Consider the following 16,318-nt stretch of genomic DNA (forward strand, 5'->3'; position numbering starts at 1 on the left):
ACGAGGACATGACCGCCTCGGATCTGATCGGGCGGTTCCTGTTGGATATCAACGGCACGAAATGGCAAGACGGCCCGCTGACCGTCGCCGCGCGGATCGGTGCGATCTGCTACCTCGACGAGGTCGTGGAGGCCCGTCAGGACACCACCGTCGTCATTCACCCGCTGACCGACCACCGCCGCCAGCTTCCGCTGGAGAAGAAGGGCGAGCTGGTCGACGCGCATCCCGATTTTCAGGTCGTGATTTCCTACAACCCCGGCTACCAGTCGATGATGAAAGACCTCAAACAATCGACCAAGCAGCGGTTCGGGGCGATGTCCTTCGATTACCCGCAGGCCGCGACCGAGGCCGAGATCGTCAGCCACGAGGCCGGGATCGACCTCAAAACCGCCGAACGCCTCGTGCAGGTGGCCGAACGCTCGCGCAACCTCAAGGGCCACGGGCTCGATGAGGGCATGTCGACGCGCCTTCTGGTCTATGCGGGCCAGCTGATCTCGCAGGACATTCCCGCGCCCGCCGCCTGCCAGATGGCGCTGGTGGAGCCGCTGACCGATGACGCGGATATGCGCGACACGTTGCAGGCGGCCGTCCAGACCTTCTTCCCCGAGATCACCGACAGTTCGAAGGTGGCGTAAGGAGCGCGTCCGATGAAGGTCGATCTCGACGATTACGCCGCCGATCTGATCAAATCCGCGCCGGAGCTGGAGGAAACCCTCGACGGGCTCTTCCACGAGGCGGCGCGGATGATGTCGCCCGCCGGGCTGAAGGATTACATGGACGGCGCGAAGGCCATGACCTCGCTCGGCAAGGGCCCGCGCCTGCTGTTCTCCTATCTCGACGAGATGCCGCAGGTCGCCAAGGAATGCGGCGAGGACGTGATCCGCGATGTCGTGGGTGCGGTGCTGAAACTCGCCTCGATGGTTTCGGGCGAGATCCTGGTGCTGATGCTCGACACGCTGCCCGGCGCCGCCAACCGCTTCGGTGACCCGGAACTGCTGCGCGGCTATCTCGCACTGCTGCACCGGCTGGCGGCCCGCGCGCCGCGGGGCCTGCGCCCGATGTTCGGCGTGCTCGAAGAACTGCTGAGCAAACTCACCCTCTCGGGCCTGCGCCGCTGGGTGGATTTCGGGGCCGAAGCCTATCGCCGCGACCTGCCGAAACAGGCGGATTACTTCGGGCTTGTTACGGAAGACAGCCGCGCGGTCCTGAAACAGGAACGCCGAGGCACGCTGTTCATCGACAGCCAGCGTCGCTTGAACTTCTACCTCCGCGCCTTCTGGGCCCGCGATTTCTTCCTGCGCCCCTCCGCCGCCGACTTCGAAGGCTTCCGCCCCTTCATCGAGGACGGCGCGCTGCATCTGCCCGATGCGGTGGACGGGATCAACGGCGCCTCCGGCCTCGATCTCTACCGCGCGATGTGCGCCCATATGGCGGCCCATATCGTCTATTCCGATCACGGGCTGGGGCAGGAAGCGCTCAACCCCGCGCAGATATTCCTGATCGGGATGATCGAGGATGCCCGCGTCGAATATTGCGCGACGCAAGCCTTTCCGGGGCTGCGCGCGATGTTCGACCGGCTGATGCCGGACACGCCGCAAGGGCAGTACGAACACGAGACGATGTATCTGCTGGAAAAGGTGGCGCGCGCGCTCAACACGCCCGGCACCCGCACCGGCGATCTGGAAATCGACAATCTCGTCGAGACCTTCCACGGTGAGATCGCGGGCAATGCGCGCGAGACGATGTTCTCGTGGTCGCTGGGGGTCGAGCTGTTCAACCTGCTCGCGCAGCGCCGCGCGGTACCGTCCCTGCGCATTCTCGAATCTCTGAAAATTCCGTATCGCGACGACAACCGCTTCATCTGGTCGCTCTCGGATTACGACTGGTCGAACCAGAACGCCTACCAGCCCGCGCAGGGTCAGGTGCGCAAGCGCGTGGGCCTGATGGAATTCGTCAACGAGGTCGATGTCGAGACCGCGGGCGACGATGCGCAGGAGGTCTGGGTGCTGTCGTCAGAGCTGTTCCCCTACGAGGATGAGGGCGTCAGCTATAACGAGCTGGAGCGCAAGGCCCCGATCTCCGACCCGTTCCATTACGGCGAGTGGGATTACAAGGTGCAGCTGGTGCGCCCCTCATGGTCGACCGTCTATGAACACCGCCCGCCGATGGGCGATCCGGACGAGATCGACACAATCCTGACCGCCCATCGCGGCATCCGGCATCGCATCAAGCAGATCGTGGATCGGCTGCGCCCGCAGGGTATCTCGCGCCAGCGACGGCTGGAGGATGGCGACGAGCTGGATATCAACGCCGCCGTCGATGCGATGGTGATGCAGCGCATCGGCATGCAGCCCGACATGCGGATCACCATGCGCAACGTCATCAACCGGCGCGATCTGGCGGTCTGTATCCTGCTCGACCTGTCGGAGAGCACGAACGAGACCGTGCGCGGCTCGGACAAGACCGTGCTGGAGCTGACGCGTGAAGCCTCGGCGCTCGTGGCCTCGGCGATCGAAGGGATCGGCGATCCGTTCGCGATCCACGGCTTTTCCTCGGACGGTCGCCATGACGTGCAATATCAGCGCTTCAAGGATTTCGAGCAGAAGCTCGACTCCGAGGTCAAAGGTCGCCTCGCGGGCATGAAGGGCGGGCTCTCGACCCGGATGGGGGCCGCGATGCGCCATGCCGCCCATCACCTGAGCCTGCGCCCCGAGGCGCACAAGCTGCTACTGATCGTCACCGATGGAGAACCCGCCGATATCGACGAGCGCGACCCGCAATATCTGCGCATGGATGCCAAGAAGGCGGTTGCGGAACTCCAGCAGATCGGCATTAACAGCTATTGTCTGACGCTGGACCCCGAGGCCGACGCCTATGTGTCGCGCATCTTCGGGGCCAACAACTTCACCGTGATCGATCAGGTCGAGCGCCTGCCCGAGAAACTGCCGACCCTGTTCGCGCAACTGACGAAATGATCCCCGGAGGACCCCATGAGCTTTGACCGTTCCATCAAGATCGCGCCCTCGATCCTATCGGCCGATTTCGCCAATTTCGGCGCCGAGATCCGCGCCATCGAAGATCAGGGGGCCGATTGGGTCCATGTCGACGTGATGGACGGGCATTTCGTGCCGAACCTCACCTTCGGCCCGCCCGCCGTGAAAGCGTTCCGCCCGCATGTGAAAACCTTCATGGACGTCCACCTGATGATCGCGCCGGTCGACCCTTACATCGAGGCCTATGCCGAAGCGGGCGCCGATATGATCGTGGCGCATTGGGAGGCCGGCCCGCACCCGCATCGCACGCTGCAGGCGATCAAGGCGCAGGGCGTGAAATGCGGCATCTCGCTGAACCCCGGCACGCCTGCCAACGTGATCTCGGAACTGCTCGACCTCGTCGATATGGTTCTCGTGATGAGCGTGAACCCCGGCTTTGGTGGCCAAAAATTCATCCCAGGCAGCGTCAACAAGGTCCGCCAAGTGCGCGAAATGATTGGAGATCGGGACATCCACATTCAGGTGGATGGCGGCGTCGATCCGACCACGGTCGGCCCGCTGGTCGAGGCCGGTGCAGATTGCTTCGTGGCGGGCTCGGCCGTCTTCAAGGGCGGTTCGGTCGACAAACCCGAGGTCTATGGCGCGAATATGCGCGCGATCCGCGAGGCGGCTCAGGGCGCTCTCAAAGCGGCGCAATGACGGCCGGATCGGCGCAGGGCGGCACGGTCGCATTCTTGTGATCTGATCGCTTGCCCTGCCGCCACCTCTCGTTCATATTCGTGGAATTGAATACCAGTAAGGGAGGACTGGCATGACTTTCACGCGACGCACCATTCTGCGCGGAGGGCTGGCGATGGGCGCCATGACCGCCCTTCCCCGGCTCAGCTTCGCCGCCCAGACCCTCGAAATGGGATCGGCCCGGCTCGACACGCTGTCCGATGGCAATCTCGTGCTGCCGATCGGCTTCGTGACCGATAACCCCGAGGCCAAGCCGATCCTTGAGAAATACGGCATCACCGGAGACTCGGTCGAGCCGCCCTGCAATGTCACGCTCTATCGCGACGGGACCAACACGGTGCTGTTCGACGTGGGCTCGGGCAATGATTTCATGCCCTCGGCGGGCAAGCTGATGGAAGCGATGGATGCGCTCGAAGTCGCGCCCGATGACGTGACCCATGTCGTCTTCACCCATGGCCACCCGGATCACCTCTGGGGTGTGCTCGACGATTTCGACGAGCCGTTCTTCGCTAACGCCCAGCACATGATGGGCAAGGACGAGTTCGAATATTGGCTGAATCCCGAGACGCTCGACACGATCGACGATGGCCGCAAGACCTTCGCGGCCGGCGCGCTGCGCCGCCTCGAAATCCTTGAAGATCAGATCGACACTTTCGGCGATGGCGCGGAAATCCTGCCCGGCATCATGGCGCAGATGACCCCCGGCCATACGCCCGGTCACATGTCGTTCCACGTCAAGAACGGCAACACGCAGGCCTTCATCATCGGCGATGCGGTCGTGAACCACTACCTCGGCTTTGCGGCGCCGGGCATGGAGGCGGGCTCGGATCAGAACCCGGAGCTGGGCGCAAGGACCCGCGTGGCGCTGCTCGATCAGCTTGCGACCGACAACCTGCCGATCATCGGCTATCACCTGCCCGAAGGCGGTCTGGGCCGGGTCGAGCGCGACGGCGACGCATATCGCTACGTCTCGGAGGTCTGAACGTGAAAAAACTCATCCTGACCAGCGCCTTGGCGGGGCTTCTTCATGTAAGCCCCGCGCTCGCCTCGGAGGACGTGCCGGACATGTATCCCGGCTCCGTGCTCTATTCGAAGCCCTATGAAGTGATCCCCGGCGTCTGGACTTCGATCGGGGCCACCGCGCCGCCGACCTATGAGAATTCGGGCCATAACAACAATCTCAGCTTCATCGTCACCGGCGATGGCGTGGTCGTTGTGAATTCCGGCGCGTCCTATCAGCTCGCTCGTGCGCTGCATGATGAGATCAAGGCGGTGACTGATCAGCCGGTGAAGCTGGTGATCAACGAGAACGGTCAGGGCCACGCGATGCTCGGCAATAATTACTGGATCGAACAGGATGTGCCGGTGCTCGCGCATGTCGATGCGGCGGCCGAGTTCGAGCATGACGCAGGTGGCGCTTTCGAGGCGTTGAAGTCTTACGGCAAGGAGACCGCCGAGGGCACCGATCCGAAGCTGCCTACCGAGACCTTTGAGGACAAACGCGTCATCGAGATGGGCGACATGACCATCGAAGTGATGCATCTCGGTCCCGCGCACAGCCCTGGCGATACGCAAGTCTGGCTGCCCGAACAGAAGTTCATGATCGCGGGCGATATCGCCTTCTCCGAACGGATGCCGCCGATTTTCTCGGGCACCTGCACGAGCTGCTGGATCGAGACCTTCGAGACCAAATTCGCACCGCTCGAGCCCGCCTTCATCATCCCCGGTCACGGCCATCCGACCAATCTCGACAAGGTCACGCGCGGCACGACGGGTTATCTGAAATATCTGCGCGGCAAGATCGGTGAGCATATCGACAATGGTGGCGATCTGACCGAGGCCTACTACGTGGATCAGAGCCCCTACAAAAACCTCGACACGTTCGAGGAACTGGCGACGAAGAACGCGGGCGTCGTCTACGAGGAAATGGAATTCGAATAGGAGGTCTCATGGCCGTCACACCCCCCGTCTGCGATTTCGGCTGGAAGGCTCCGGGCTTCACCCTGCCCGGCACCGATGGCAAGCAATACAGCTTCGATGACATCCGTGGCCCCAAGGGCACGCTCGTGATGTTCATCTGCAACCATTGCCCCTATGTCCAGTCGATCCTCGACCGCATCCTGCGCGATGCGGCGGAGTTGCAGAAGGCGGGAATCGGGGTCGTGGCGATCTCGGCCAACGATGTCGACGACTACCCCGAGGACAGCTTCGAGAACATGGCCAAACTGGCCGAGGAGAAGGGCTTCCCCTTCCCCTATCTCTATGACGAAAGCCAGGCGGTCGCGAAGGCTTACGGCGCCGCCTGCACCCCCGATTTCTTCGGCTTCAACGCCGAGGACGGGCTGCAATATCGCGGGCGTCTCGATGCCTCGACCAAGCAGGCCGCTGCGGCAGATGCCAAGCGCGAGCTGTACGAGGGCATGATGATGGTCGCGGAAACCGGCGAAGGCCCGCGCGATCAGATCCCGTCGATGGGCTGCTCGATCAAGTGGAAAGCCGCATGAGCGACGCCCCTTCCGTCATCTTCGACCTCGACGGGACGCTGATCGACTCCGTGCCCGCGATCCATGCCGTCTCGAATGCCGTGCTGACCGAGATGGGCTTCGAGCCGCTCTCGCTGCCGATGATCCGCAGCTTCGTCGGCAAGGGCGTGCCCAACCTCGTGCGCCAATTGCTGATCACCTCGGGCGAAGACCCGGACGGGCCGCTTTTCGCCCGCGTTGAGCACGCCCTGATCGCGCGCTACGAGACGGACGTCGAGGGCAACGTGCCCTATCCGAACGTGATCGCCGCGCTCGACACCCTCAAGGAGATGGGCTGCCGGATGGCCGTGTGTACCAACAAGCCCTTCGCGCCCGCAGAGGCCGCTTTGCGCCATGTCGGTCTCTGGGAGTATTTCGAGTTGACGCTCGGCGGGGATTCCATGCCCACCCGCAAGCCCGAGCCGCAGATGCTGCACCATTGCCATCAGGCGCTCGGCGGCGGCGCGATGATCTATGTCGGCGACTCGGAGGTCGATGCGGAGACGGCGGTGAACGCGCAGGCGCCTTTCGCGATCTATTCCGAGGGCTATCGCAAGACGCCGCTGACCGAAGTGCCCCATGACGTGGCCTTCTCGGATTGGGCGATGCTGCCCGGTCTGGTGGAGGGCTGGAAATGGTAAGCGGCCTGATCTTCGACGTCGACGGCACTTTGGCCGAGACCGAAGAAGCGCATCGCCGCGCCTTCAACGAGACCTTCGCGGCGCGCGGCGTCGACTGGAACTGGTCGCAGGAGACCTATCGCGAGCTCCTGAAGACCACCGGCGGCAAGGAGCGCATGGCGCGCCACCGCGAGGTCATGGGTTTCGGCCCCTCTGATGAAGAGATCGCCGATCTGCACAAGATCAAGACCCGGCGTTATGTCGAGATCATCACCGGCGGCGAGGTGCCGCTGCGCCCCGGCGTGGCGCGGCTGATCGCCAATGCGCGCGACGCTGGATTGAAGCTTGCCATCGCCACGACCACGAACCGGCCCAATGTCGATGCGCTGATCCGCGCGACGCTGGGTGCCGATCCCGATCACCTGTTCGACGCGATCGCAGCGGGCGACGAGGTGGAGACCAAGAAGCCCGCGCCCGACGTGTTCGAGCTGGCGCTGAACCGGTTGCATCTGTCGCCCGAGGCCTGCATCGCTTTCGAGGATAGCGAAATGGGTCTACAATCGGCGCAAGGAGCCGGGCTGCGCGTGCTGATAACCCCTTCGGCCTATACCGACCGGGGCGATTTTTCGACCGCGGAGTGGGTTCTTCCCGACCTCTCGCATCCCTTACCGCCCGAGATCACGGAAGGGCTGGGACAGAGTGCCGCAATTTCATAAGATTATCCCCGGCACTATCTGCTGGGCAGGTTAACGGAGGCCGCCATGATCAAACCTGACGTCAAAGCGTTTTTCGACACCGCGACTTTCACCGTCTCTTACGTGGTGAAAGATCCGGGCAGCAAATCCTGCGCCGTCGTCGATAGCGTGCTCGATTTCGACTATTCCTCGGGCCGCACGGATACCAAATCCGCCGACGAGGTCATCGCCTATGTGCAGGAAAACGGTCTTGAGGTGGAATGGATCCTCGAGAGCCACGTCCATGCCGACCACCTCTCCGCCGCGCCCTATATCCAGGAGCGCGTCGGCGGCAAGATCGGTATCGGCGACCGCATTCAGGTCGTGCAGGACACGTTCGGCAAGATCTTCAACGAAGGCACCGAATTCCAGCGCGACGGCTCGCAGTTCGACAAGCTCTTCAAGGAAGGCGACACGTTTAGCGTGGGCGCGCTGGAAGGCAAGGTCCTGCACACGCCGGGCCACACGCCCGCCTGCCTCACCTACGTGATCGGCGATGCGGCCTTCGTGGGCGATACGCTCTTCATGCCCGATTTCGGCACGGCGCGCTGCGACTTTCCCGGGGGCTCGGCGGAAACGCTCTATTCCTCGATCCAGAAGATCCTCACCCTGCCCGACGAGACCCGCATCTTCGTGGGCCACGACTATAAGGCGCCGGGCCGCGACGAATATGCGTGGGAAACCAGCGTGGCCGAGGAGAAGGCCCGCAACATCCATATCGGCGGCGGCAAGTCCGAGGCCGAGTTCGTCAAGATGCGGACCGAGCGCGACGCGACGCTGGCGATGCCCAAGCTGATCATCCCCTCTCTGCAGGTGAACATGCGCGCGGGCCAGATGCCGCCCGCCGATGACGAGGGCAAGACCTATCTCAAGGTTCCGGTGAACGGGCTCTGAGACCATAAGCGAGCGGGCGGGCATGACCCGCCCGTCTCCATCTAAAGGCAGGATAACAGGACAGATTATGGAACTGCGCAAACTTACCGACGAGTTTTCCGTCGCCCCGCAGATCGAGCCCGAGGACGTACCGAAGCTCGCCGAAATGGGCTTTCGCACGCTGATCATCAATCGCCCCGACGAAGAGATCGAGGATGCGGATCAACGCTCGGACGCAATTGCGGCGCTGTGCCAGTCGCATGGCCTCACCCCCTATTACCTTCCCTATTATCCCGGCGAGCTGAGCCTGGAACTGGTCGACGATTTCGCGACGATCATGGATGCCGCGGAGAAGCCCGCCTTGGGCTATTGCCGCTCGGGCACCCGCTCGTCGCATCTGTGGGGGGTCAGCCAAGCGGGCGAGATGGAGATCGACAAGATCGTCGCCACGGCGGCCGAGGCGGGCTATGACCATTCCTCGCTGGTGCCGGTTATGCAGTATTACGCCAGCCGCCGCGATCAGGCCTGATCCGCGCCTAATCCGAAGACCGAGATGCTCAAACGCTACCTGCCGATCCTTAGTTGGGGGCGCGACTACGATCGCCCGACCTTCGAGGCCGACCTGATCGCGGCTGTGATTGTGACGATCATGCTGATCCCGCAATCGCTCGCCTACTCGCTGCTGGCTGGCATGCCACCGGAATACGGGCTTTACGCCTCGGTGCTGCCACTGCTGATCTACGCGGTCTTCGGTACCTCGCGGCCTCTGGCCGTGGGACCGGTCGCTGTGATCTCGTTGATGACGGCGGCCGCGGTGGGCAAGGTTGCGGCGCAGGGCACGCCCGAATATATCGCCGCCGCCGTGGCGCTGGCCTTCCTGTCGGGCGTGATGCTGGTGATCATGGGGTTCCTGCGGATGGGCTTCATCACGGCCTTCCTCAGCCACCCGGTTCTGTCGGGCTTCACCTCCGCCGTCGGCATCCTGATCGCCGCCGGTCAGATGAAGCATTTCTTCGGCATTCAAGGCGAGAGCGGCGGCATCTTCGACATTCTCGGCGGGCTCTGGGCGCATCTCGGGCAGACCAACGGCTACACGGTCGTCATCTCGATCCTGTCGCTGGTCTTTCTGTTCTGGGCACGGCGTGGGTTGAAACCGCGCCTGCTGAAAGCGGGGCTGTCCGAGCGGCTGGCGGCAATCCTGACCCGCGCGGCCCCCGTCTATGCCGTGGCCGTGACCATCCTGATCACCTGGCTCTTCGGGCTGGAGGGGCGCGGCCTCCGCGTGGTGGGCACCGTGCCGCTCGGCTTCCCGACGCCGAGCCTTCCGCCCGCCGATCTCGCGCTCTGGAAGGAGCTCTTCGTCCCGGCGCTGCTGATCGCGATCATCGGCTATGTCGAGACGATTTCCGTCGCCCAGACACTGGCCGCAAAGAAGCGTCAGCGCATCGACCCCGATCAGGAATTCATAGCCCTTGGCGGCGCCTCCATCGGCTCCGCGATCTCAGGGTCCTTCCCGATCACGGGCGGGTTTGCGCGCTCCGTTGTCAGCTTCGAGGCTGGCGCCACAACGCCCGCCGCCGGGGCCTTCACCGCGATCGGTGTGGCGCTCGCGACCTTCACCCTGACCCCGGCCCTCTATTACCTGCCGCAAGCGACGCTCGCGGCCACGATCTTCGTCTCGGTGCTGACGCTGGTCGACACCAAAGCGCTTAAGCGCACGTTCAAATACGCACCGCGCGAAGGCATCGGCATGGCGCTGACCGTGCTGGTCACGCTGATCTGGGGCGTCGAGGACGGCATCGCCTTCGGCGTCATCCTCTCGATCGCGCTTCGGCTGTGGGCCAGTTCGCGCCCGCATGTGGCTGAGCTGGGTCAGGTTCCCGGCACCGAGCATTTCCGCAATGTCCAACGCCACCGCGTCAGCTGCGCGCCGGGCATCCTCAGCCTGCGCATCGACGAGAGCCTGTGGTTCCCGAATGCCCGCTTCGTCGAGGAGATGATTTACGACCGGATCGCCAGCGACGAGACGATCAAGCATGTCGTGCTGAACTGCCCTGCGATCAACCATATCGACATGTCCGCGCTCGAGGCGCTGGAAGAGGTGAACGACCAGCTCAACGATGCGGGCGTGCGGCTGCACCTGTCCGAAGTGAAGGGCCCGGTGATGGACCGGCTCACGCGCTCGGACCTGATCACGCATCTGACCGGGCAGATCTACCTCACCCATTACGATGCGCTCGCGACCCTTGCCCCCGAGACCACCCAAGGTTGCGCGCACGAGAGCCGCATCGAGACCCATCGCTAAAGCGTTTCACCACCTAGATCGGCGCCCATGCGGGTTGCCATAACGCCCGAAAAATAAGACATTCGGATAGATCATCCGGAGCGGAGAAAATCGCGCGCCGGAATAGTAGTAACGATCTACGCGACCTACCGAAATGTGAGGTGAAACGCGATGTTATCCTTTTGCGAGGCAGTCTTACGCGCGAAATCCGTGCAAGAGATCTGGACGCGTCATTGCCAGGAAATGGAACGCTACGGGTTCCATCGTTTGATCTATGGCTTCACAAGTTTCCGAAAGGGCAACAATTTCGGCCACGAAGACGATTTGTTGATCCTATCGAACCACCCGAAGGAATATCTCGATATTTTTGTCGGGGAGGGAAAATACCGCAACGCCCCGATGGTTCAGTGGGCGGCGCAGAACGACGGACCCTGCTCGTGGCGCGTGGTGGCAGACCGTGCGATGCGGGGCGAGCTCACTCCGGGCGAAATCGAAGTCATCGAAATCAACCACCGCTTCGGAATCCGTACGGGCTACTCGATCGGCTTTTCCGATCCGCTCTCCTACGCGCGCGGCGCGATCGGCCTCGTCGGTCGGCCGGGGTTGAGCCAGGACGAGATCGACCGCATCTGGCGCGAGAACGAGCGCGAATTGATGGTGATGAACAGCCTCGTGCATCTGCGCATCTCCACCATGCCCTATTCCACCGGGCGCCGCCCGCTGACGGATCGGCAACGTGAAGTGCTCGAATGGGTAGCCGAGGGCAAGACGACCGCCGATATCGCGATTATCATGGGCCTGACGCCGTCCACGGTGGAAAAACACCTGCGGCTTGCGCGCGAAGCGCTCGATGTCGACACCACCGCCCAGGCGGTGATGAAAGCCTCGGTGCAGAAGCAGATCTTCCTCAACGCCTCGCATGCGGCGGCGGCGCGTTAAGTTCGCCGCGCAACGCCTTGCCTGCAAACGAAAAACGCCGCCCCGATCAGGGCGGCGTTTCTAATTTCAAAGAAGAGGCGCGGGCTTAGTTGCCAGCTGCGGTCTTCGCCACTTCGGCAGCGAAATCTTCTTCTTTCTTCTCGATGCCTTCACCGACTTCCATCCGGACGAAGCCGGTGATTTCGACGCCAGCTTCTTTCGCAGCCTGACCGACGGTGAGGTCGGGGTTGACGACGAATTGCTGGTTCAGCAGCGTGACTTCCGCGGTGAATTTCTTCATGCGGCCTTCGATCATCTTCTCGATCACCTGCTCGGGCTTGCCCGATTCACGTGCGATGTCGATCTGAACCTGCTTTTCCTTCTCGAGGACCGAGGGGTCGAGATCGGCTTCCGACAGCGCGGCCGGGTTGGTCGCGGCGATGTGCATCGCGATCTGCTTGCCGATGCCGTTGTCGGCGCCGTTCAGCGCGACGAGCACACCGATCTTGCCCATGCCGTCGGCGGCGGCGTTGTGCACGTAATGCACCAGCGTGTCGCCTTCGAGGATGTGCATGCGGCGCAGGTTCATGTTCTCGCCGATACGCGCGATGGCGTCGGTGATCACGTCTTCGACCTTCTTGCCGTTGAGATGCGCAGCCTTGACGACCTCGACATCTTCACCGGTTTCCAGCGCGACTTCCGCGATGTCGGAGACGAGCTTCTGGAAATCGGCGTTCTTCGCGACGAAGTCGGTTTCCGAGTTCATCTCGATCGCGACGCCCTTGCCGTTGTTCACGGCGACAGCGACGAGACCTTCAGCCGCGACGCGGCCGGATTTCTTCGCGGCTTTCGCGAGGCCCTTGGTGCGCAGCCAGTCAACGGCGGCGTCCATGTCGCCATCGGTCTCGGTCAGCGCTTTTTTCGCGTCCATCATGCCTGCGCCGGTTGCTTCGCGCAGTTCCTTCACCTGAGCGGCGGTAATCGCCATGGTCGGATCTCCTTCAAGAACTCTGCGAGGGCGGGATACCCCGCCCTCATGTCATCTGGGTGACGGTCGTGGCTTACTCGGCCTCGGCCTCGGCCAGCGCCTCTTCGACCGGGGTCTCGGTGAGGGCACCGACATCGACGCCCGCCGCGCCCATCTGGGCCGACATGCCGTCGAGAGCCGCGCGCGAAGCGAGGTCGCAATAGAGTGCGATGGCGCGCGCTGCGTCATCGTTGCCCGGGATCACGTAATCCACGCCGTTCGGCGGGCAGTTGGTGTCGACCACGGCCACGACCGGGATGCCGAGCTTCTTGGCTTCCGCGATGGCGAGGTCTTCCTTGTTCACGTCGATCACGAACAGCAGGTCCGGCAGACCGCCCATTTCGCGGATACCACCGAGCGACGCCTGAAGCTTCGCCTGGTCACGCTCCATGCCGAGACGCTCTTTCTTGGTCAGGCCCTCAGCGCCTTCCGCGAGCTTCTCGTCGATCTCGTTGAGACGCTTGATCGACTGGGAGACGGTCTTCCAGTTGGTCAGCGTGCCGCCGAGCCAGCGGTGGTTCATGTAATACTGTGCGCATTTCTCAGCGGCTTCAGCGATCGGGCGAGCAGCCTGACGCTTGGTGCCGACGAAGAGAACACGGCCGTTTTTCGCAACGGTGTCGCGGATGACCTGCAGAGCCTGGTCCAGCATCGGAACGGTCTGCGTCAGATCGATGATGTGGATGCCGTTACGCTCGCCATAGATGTACTGACCCATACGGGGGTTCCAACGCTGCGTCTGGTGGCCAAAGTGAACGCCAGCTTCCAAGAGCTGACGCAGGGAGAATTCAGGAAGCGCCATGTCCAATTCCTTTTCCGGTTTGCGCCTGAGCGGAGGGTCTCAGGGCAGATGCCCCAACCGGTGGACCTTTGAGGATGTCTCCCCCATCGGCCCGCCTCCGCCTGTGAAGTGCGCGCGATATAGACCCATCGCGCAGGCTTGGCAACCCCTTCGCGTGATTGCGCCGGGTGAAGGGGCTCTGCCCCTCTGGCTACGCCATTCACCCCGAGATATTTCTCTCAAGGAGAAGGTGTCTTGTCCGCAAGCTGCGCGACCCAGCGTGGTTACCTGAGGTTACAGCGCCCGGAACCGGTTGCGCTGGCTACCGGTCCATTCGACCTCGAAGGTCCAGCCCTCTTCGGTCTGGGTCTCGCCGCGGATCACGTTCTGCTCGTGCAGCCAGGCGCGCTTGCGCCCATCCGCAAAGCGGAGCGTGATTTCCTCGTGGTAGCGTTCTTCGGAGAGCTTCTCGTCGATCGCCGTCAGAAGCGCGTCGAGCCCGTCGCCGGTCAGCGCCGAGATCGCCTGCAGATCGGGCTCGCGGGCCTCCTGCACCATAAGCGCGCGGCGCTGATCGGGCGGGACGGCGTCCATCTTGTTCCAGACTTCGATCAGAGGCACTTCCTTGGCGACGCCAAGCTTGGCGAGAATGTCGTTCACATCCTCCGCCTGCTCTTCGGTCTCGGGATGCGAGATGTCGCGGACATGCAGGATCAGATCGGCTTCCAGCACCTCTTCCAGCGTTGCGCGGAAGGCCGCCACAAGCTGCGTCGGCAGGTCCGAGATGAAGCCCACCGTGTCGGACAGGATCACCTTGCGCCCGGTCGGCAGTTCCAGCCCGCGCATCGTCGGGTCGAGCGTGGCGAAGAGCATATCCTTCGCCAGCACTTCCGCCCCGGTCACGCGGTTGAACAGCGTGGACTTCCCGGCATTGGTATAGCCCACCAGCGCCACGATCGGGAACGGCACCTTACGGCGCGCGGCCCGGTGCAGCTCACGGGTCTTCACGACCTTCGCAAGCTGGCGGCGCAGGCGCACGATCTGCTCGTCGATGGCGCGACGGTCGGCCTCGATCTGGGTCTCGCCGGGGCCGCCGACGAAGCCGAGCCCGCCCCGCTGACGCTCGAGGTGGGTCCAAGCCCGCACCAGCCGCGTGCGCTGATAGCTCAGCGCGGCCAGCTCCACCTGCAACACACCTTCACGGGTGCGCGCACGGTCGGCGAAGATTTCGAGGATCAACCCGGTCCGGTCGAGGAGCTTCACCCCCCATTCCTTCTCGAGGTTACGCTGCTGCACCGGCGTCACCGGCCCGTCGATGAAAACGAGGTCGATCTCGTTCGCCTCCAGCCGCGCCTTGATCTCGGCGAGCTTGCCCTGACCGAACAGCTTGCCCGGCTCGGGCTTGCGCAGTTTCACGATCTCCTCGCCGATGACCTGCAGATGCGGCAAGGCCGCGGCCAGCGAGACCGCTTCGGACAGCGCGAATTGGGGCAAGTGCCGTTGGCCCTCTCGCGACGGAATGTCGGGATGGATCACGTAGGCCCGCGTGTCGGGCGTCTCGGTAGAGGTCGTTTCGCTCAAGATATGTATCGCTAAAGCCGCGTGCCGCGACGCTTAGTCGTCGCCTTCGTAAAGCGAAATAGGCTGTCCCGGCATGATCGTCGAGATCGCATGCTTGTAGACAAGCTGAGATTGCCCATCGCGGCGCAGAAGCACGCAGAAATTGTCAAACCAGGTGATGACACCTTGCAGCTTCACCCCGTTGATCAGGAATATCGTGACCGGAACCTTCGTTTTGCGAACGTGATTGAGGAATGCGTCCTGCAGGTTCTGTCTATCGCCAGCCATATTGTTCTTGCCCTTGTTCGTGTCTCGCGTCCGGGCGCCTGCGTCAAAGACACCCATTTGATTCAAGTATGCAGTGCAGAGCGGGAGATTCCAGCCCAAAAAACAGTTTGTTAGGCCCTGAGCCAGAATTTGCGTATCAAATTCGGGATTCAGGAGCGCCAGAACTCGGGGTTGAAGAGCGCGATGATGGCCAGCGTCTCAAGCCGCCCAAGCACCATGGCGAAGGCGAATATAGCCTTGATGGGCTCGCTCAGATGGGCCCAGCTCAGTGGCACATCCGCCGCAATCCCCGCCAGCGGACCGGTATTCGACAGCGCCGCGATCGTCAGAATCGTCGCCGGTTCGAAAGACAGGCCGAACAGCGAGACCGCCATCATCACCCCGCCGATCGAGATCGCGAACAGCATGAACACGATCCAGCTGATATAGGCGCCCTCCCGGCGCAACCGGCGCGCCATCATGCCGCCGCCCGCGATGGAGTTCGGGTAGATCAGCTTGTCGAGTTCGCGCTCGCCGTGGCGCAGCAGCGCATAGACCCGCAGCAGCCGCACGCCGCCCGCCGTCGTCGCGACCCCGCCGCCGATGATCGCAAGCCCCGCGAGGATCAGGCCCGGCGTGCCCAGCCCCGACCAGTCGCGCGCGTCATGCCACGCCGACGATTCGAAGCCGGTCGTAGTCAGGAAGGACAACGAGGTGAAAAGCGACCCCCAGATCGATTTGAAGATCGCGCCGAAATCGCCCGGCGTGCGCACTTCCAGCGCCGCGATCCAGTGGCGGATGAAGAGAAACAGCGGCACGAGGATCACCAGCGCTGCGGCCAGACGCAGCTCGGGATCGTCGATCAGCTTCGGCGAGGCGCGCAGCTCGCCCCCGCCCGGCCAGAGCCTGCGCGACAGCGCGGGCAGAAAGAACACGAAGATCACCATCTCGCCCGCCATGCCGGAGCGCGCATTGGCCATCCCGCCCACCGGCGAAATCCC

The 16,318-nt window shown here is 63.2% G+C and carries 17 protein-coding genes; 12 read left to right on the plus strand and 5 right to left on the minus strand.

Annotated features, from left to right (window positions below; all coding sequences use genetic code 11):
- From B3D39_RS12790 to B3D39_RS12845, 12 genes are all read left to right on the plus strand, one after another.
- Positions 1-635: CbbQ/NirQ/NorQ C-terminal domain-containing protein (locus tag B3D39_RS12790; RefSeq protein WP_286789763.1), on the plus strand; the 635-nt coding region annotated here is incomplete at its 5' end.
- Positions 636-647: 12 nt separating this feature from the next.
- Positions 648-2,975 carry a nitric oxide reductase activation protein NorD gene (locus B3D39_RS12795; RefSeq protein WP_274963160.1) on the plus strand — a complete coding sequence of 776 codons (2,328 nt, stop codon included), beginning with the start codon at positions 648-650 and terminating at the stop codon, positions 2,973-2,975.
- 15 nt (positions 2,976-2,990) lie between these two features.
- The gene (rpe, locus tag B3D39_RS12800; protein WP_274963161.1) at positions 2,991-3,692 is read left to right on the plus strand and encodes a ribulose-phosphate 3-epimerase; all 702 of its coding nucleotides are present in this window, start codon (positions 2,991-2,993) and stop codon (positions 3,690-3,692) included.
- Positions 3,693-3,804: 112 nt separating this feature from the next.
- Positions 3,805-4,713 carry an MBL fold metallo-hydrolase gene (locus B3D39_RS12805; RefSeq protein WP_274963162.1) on the plus strand — a complete coding sequence of 303 codons (909 nt, stop codon included), beginning with the start codon at positions 3,805-3,807 and terminating at the stop codon, positions 4,711-4,713.
- Between the two features lie 2 nt (positions 4,714-4,715).
- Positions 4,716-5,672: an MBL fold metallo-hydrolase gene (locus B3D39_RS12810; protein WP_414717999.1), complete on the plus strand. Its 957-nt coding sequence runs from the start codon at positions 4,716-4,718 to the stop codon at positions 5,670-5,672.
- 8 nt (positions 5,673-5,680) lie between these two features.
- A complete protein-coding gene (locus B3D39_RS12815) occupies positions 5,681-6,235 on the plus strand; it encodes a thioredoxin family protein (RefSeq protein ID WP_274963163.1) in 555 nt (184 codons plus the stop codon).
- Positions 6,232-6,894, plus strand: a complete 663-nt coding sequence (locus B3D39_RS12820) for a phosphoglycolate phosphatase (RefSeq protein WP_078520689.1) — start codon at positions 6,232-6,234, stop codon at positions 6,892-6,894. Before B3D39_RS12815 ends, B3D39_RS12820 begins: the two co-directional genes overlap by 4 nt.
- Positions 6,888-7,589, plus strand: coding sequence for an HAD family hydrolase (locus B3D39_RS12825; protein WP_274963164.1), 702 nt, complete (start codon positions 6,888-6,890; stop codon positions 7,587-7,589). The genes B3D39_RS12820 and B3D39_RS12825 overlap by 7 nt, the downstream gene beginning before the upstream one ends.
- Positions 7,590-7,637: 48 nt before the next feature.
- Complete coding sequence (locus tag B3D39_RS12830) at positions 7,638-8,501, plus strand: MBL fold metallo-hydrolase (protein ID WP_286789765.1); 864 nt, start codon at positions 7,638-7,640, stop codon at positions 8,499-8,501.
- Between the two features lie 67 nt (positions 8,502-8,568).
- Positions 8,569-9,009: a TIGR01244 family sulfur transferase gene (locus B3D39_RS12835; RefSeq protein ID WP_083076851.1), complete on the plus strand. Its 441-nt coding sequence runs from the start codon at positions 8,569-8,571 to the stop codon at positions 9,007-9,009.
- Positions 9,010-9,033: 24 nt separating this feature from the next.
- Entirely contained in the window at positions 9,034-10,785 is a 1,752-nt protein-coding gene (locus B3D39_RS12840) for a SulP family inorganic anion transporter (RefSeq protein ID WP_274963685.1), read from the plus strand.
- 189 nt (positions 10,786-10,974) lie between these two features.
- The gene (locus B3D39_RS12845; RefSeq protein ID WP_274963686.1) at positions 10,975-11,703 is read left to right on the plus strand and encodes a helix-turn-helix transcriptional regulator; all 729 of its coding nucleotides are present in this window, start codon (positions 10,975-10,977) and stop codon (positions 11,701-11,703) included.
- An 85-nt stretch (positions 11,704-11,788) separates the two neighbouring features.
- On the opposite strand, the gene tsf is transcribed toward B3D39_RS12845, so the two are convergent.
- The 5 genes from tsf to B3D39_RS12870 all read right to left on the minus strand — a co-directional run.
- The gene (gene tsf, locus B3D39_RS12850) at positions 11,789-12,670 is read right to left on the minus strand and encodes a translation elongation factor Ts (protein ID WP_134332553.1); all 882 of its coding nucleotides are present in this window, start codon (positions 12,668-12,670) and stop codon (positions 11,789-11,791) included.
- A 73-nt stretch (positions 12,671-12,743) separates the two neighbouring features.
- Entirely contained in the window at positions 12,744-13,511 is a 768-nt protein-coding gene (gene rpsB, locus B3D39_RS12855) for a 30S ribosomal protein S2 (RefSeq protein ID WP_274963687.1), read from the minus strand.
- Between the two features lie 273 nt (positions 13,512-13,784).
- Positions 13,785-15,071, minus strand: a complete 1,287-nt coding sequence (gene hflX / locus B3D39_RS12860; RefSeq protein WP_078605419.1) for a GTPase HflX — start codon at positions 15,069-15,071, stop codon at positions 13,785-13,787.
- Positions 15,072-15,104: 33 nt separating this feature from the next.
- Positions 15,105-15,338 (minus strand): RNA chaperone Hfq, encoded by a 234-nt coding sequence (hfq, locus tag B3D39_RS12865; RefSeq protein ID WP_078521029.1) that lies wholly within the window; start codon positions 15,336-15,338, stop codon positions 15,105-15,107.
- A 149-nt stretch (positions 15,339-15,487) separates the two neighbouring features.
- The coding region (locus B3D39_RS12870) for a potassium transporter TrkG (protein ID WP_286789764.1) at positions 15,488-16,318 on the minus strand (831 nt) is incomplete at its 5' end.

This window comes from Thioclava sp. UBA3469 (assembly GCF_002378135.1).
Taxonomy (GTDB): Bacteria; Pseudomonadota; Alphaproteobacteria; order Rhodobacterales; family Rhodobacteraceae; genus Thioclava; species Thioclava sediminum.

Excerpts from the sequence above, each read along its gene's own strand:
- B3D39_RS12835 (WP_083076851.1), top strand. The coding sequence starts at position 8,569 with ATGGAACTGCGCAAACTTACCGACGAGTTTTCCGTCGCCCCGCAGATC.
- B3D39_RS12805 (WP_274963162.1), top strand. The coding sequence starts at position 3,805 with ATGACTTTCACGCGACGCACCATTCTGCGCGGAGGGCTGGCGATGGGC.
- rpe (WP_274963161.1), top strand. The coding sequence starts at position 2,991 with ATGAGCTTTGACCGTTCCATCAAGATCGCGCCCTCGATCCTATCGGCC.
- rpsB (WP_274963687.1), bottom strand. The coding sequence starts at position 13,511 with ATGGCGCTTCCTGAATTCTCCCTGCGTCAGCTCTTGGAAGCTGGCGTT.
- B3D39_RS12840 (WP_274963685.1), top strand. The coding sequence starts at position 9,034 with ATGCTCAAACGCTACCTGCCGATCCTTAGTTGGGGGCGCGACTACGAT.
- B3D39_RS12815 (WP_274963163.1), top strand. The coding sequence starts at position 5,681 with ATGGCCGTCACACCCCCCGTCTGCGATTTCGGCTGGAAGGCTCCGGGC.
- B3D39_RS12825 (WP_274963164.1), top strand. The coding sequence starts at position 6,888 with ATGGTAAGCGGCCTGATCTTCGACGTCGACGGCACTTTGGCCGAGACC.
- B3D39_RS12820 (WP_078520689.1), top strand. The coding sequence starts at position 6,232 with ATGAGCGACGCCCCTTCCGTCATCTTCGACCTCGACGGGACGCTGATC.
- B3D39_RS12795 (WP_274963160.1), top strand. The coding sequence starts at position 648 with ATGAAGGTCGATCTCGACGATTACGCCGCCGATCTGATCAAATCCGCG.
- hfq (WP_078521029.1), bottom strand. The coding sequence starts at position 15,338 with ATGGCTGGCGATAGACAGAACCTGCAGGACGCATTCCTCAATCACGTT.
- tsf (WP_134332553.1), bottom strand. The coding sequence starts at position 12,670 with ATGGCGATTACCGCCGCTCAGGTGAAGGAACTGCGCGAAGCAACCGGC.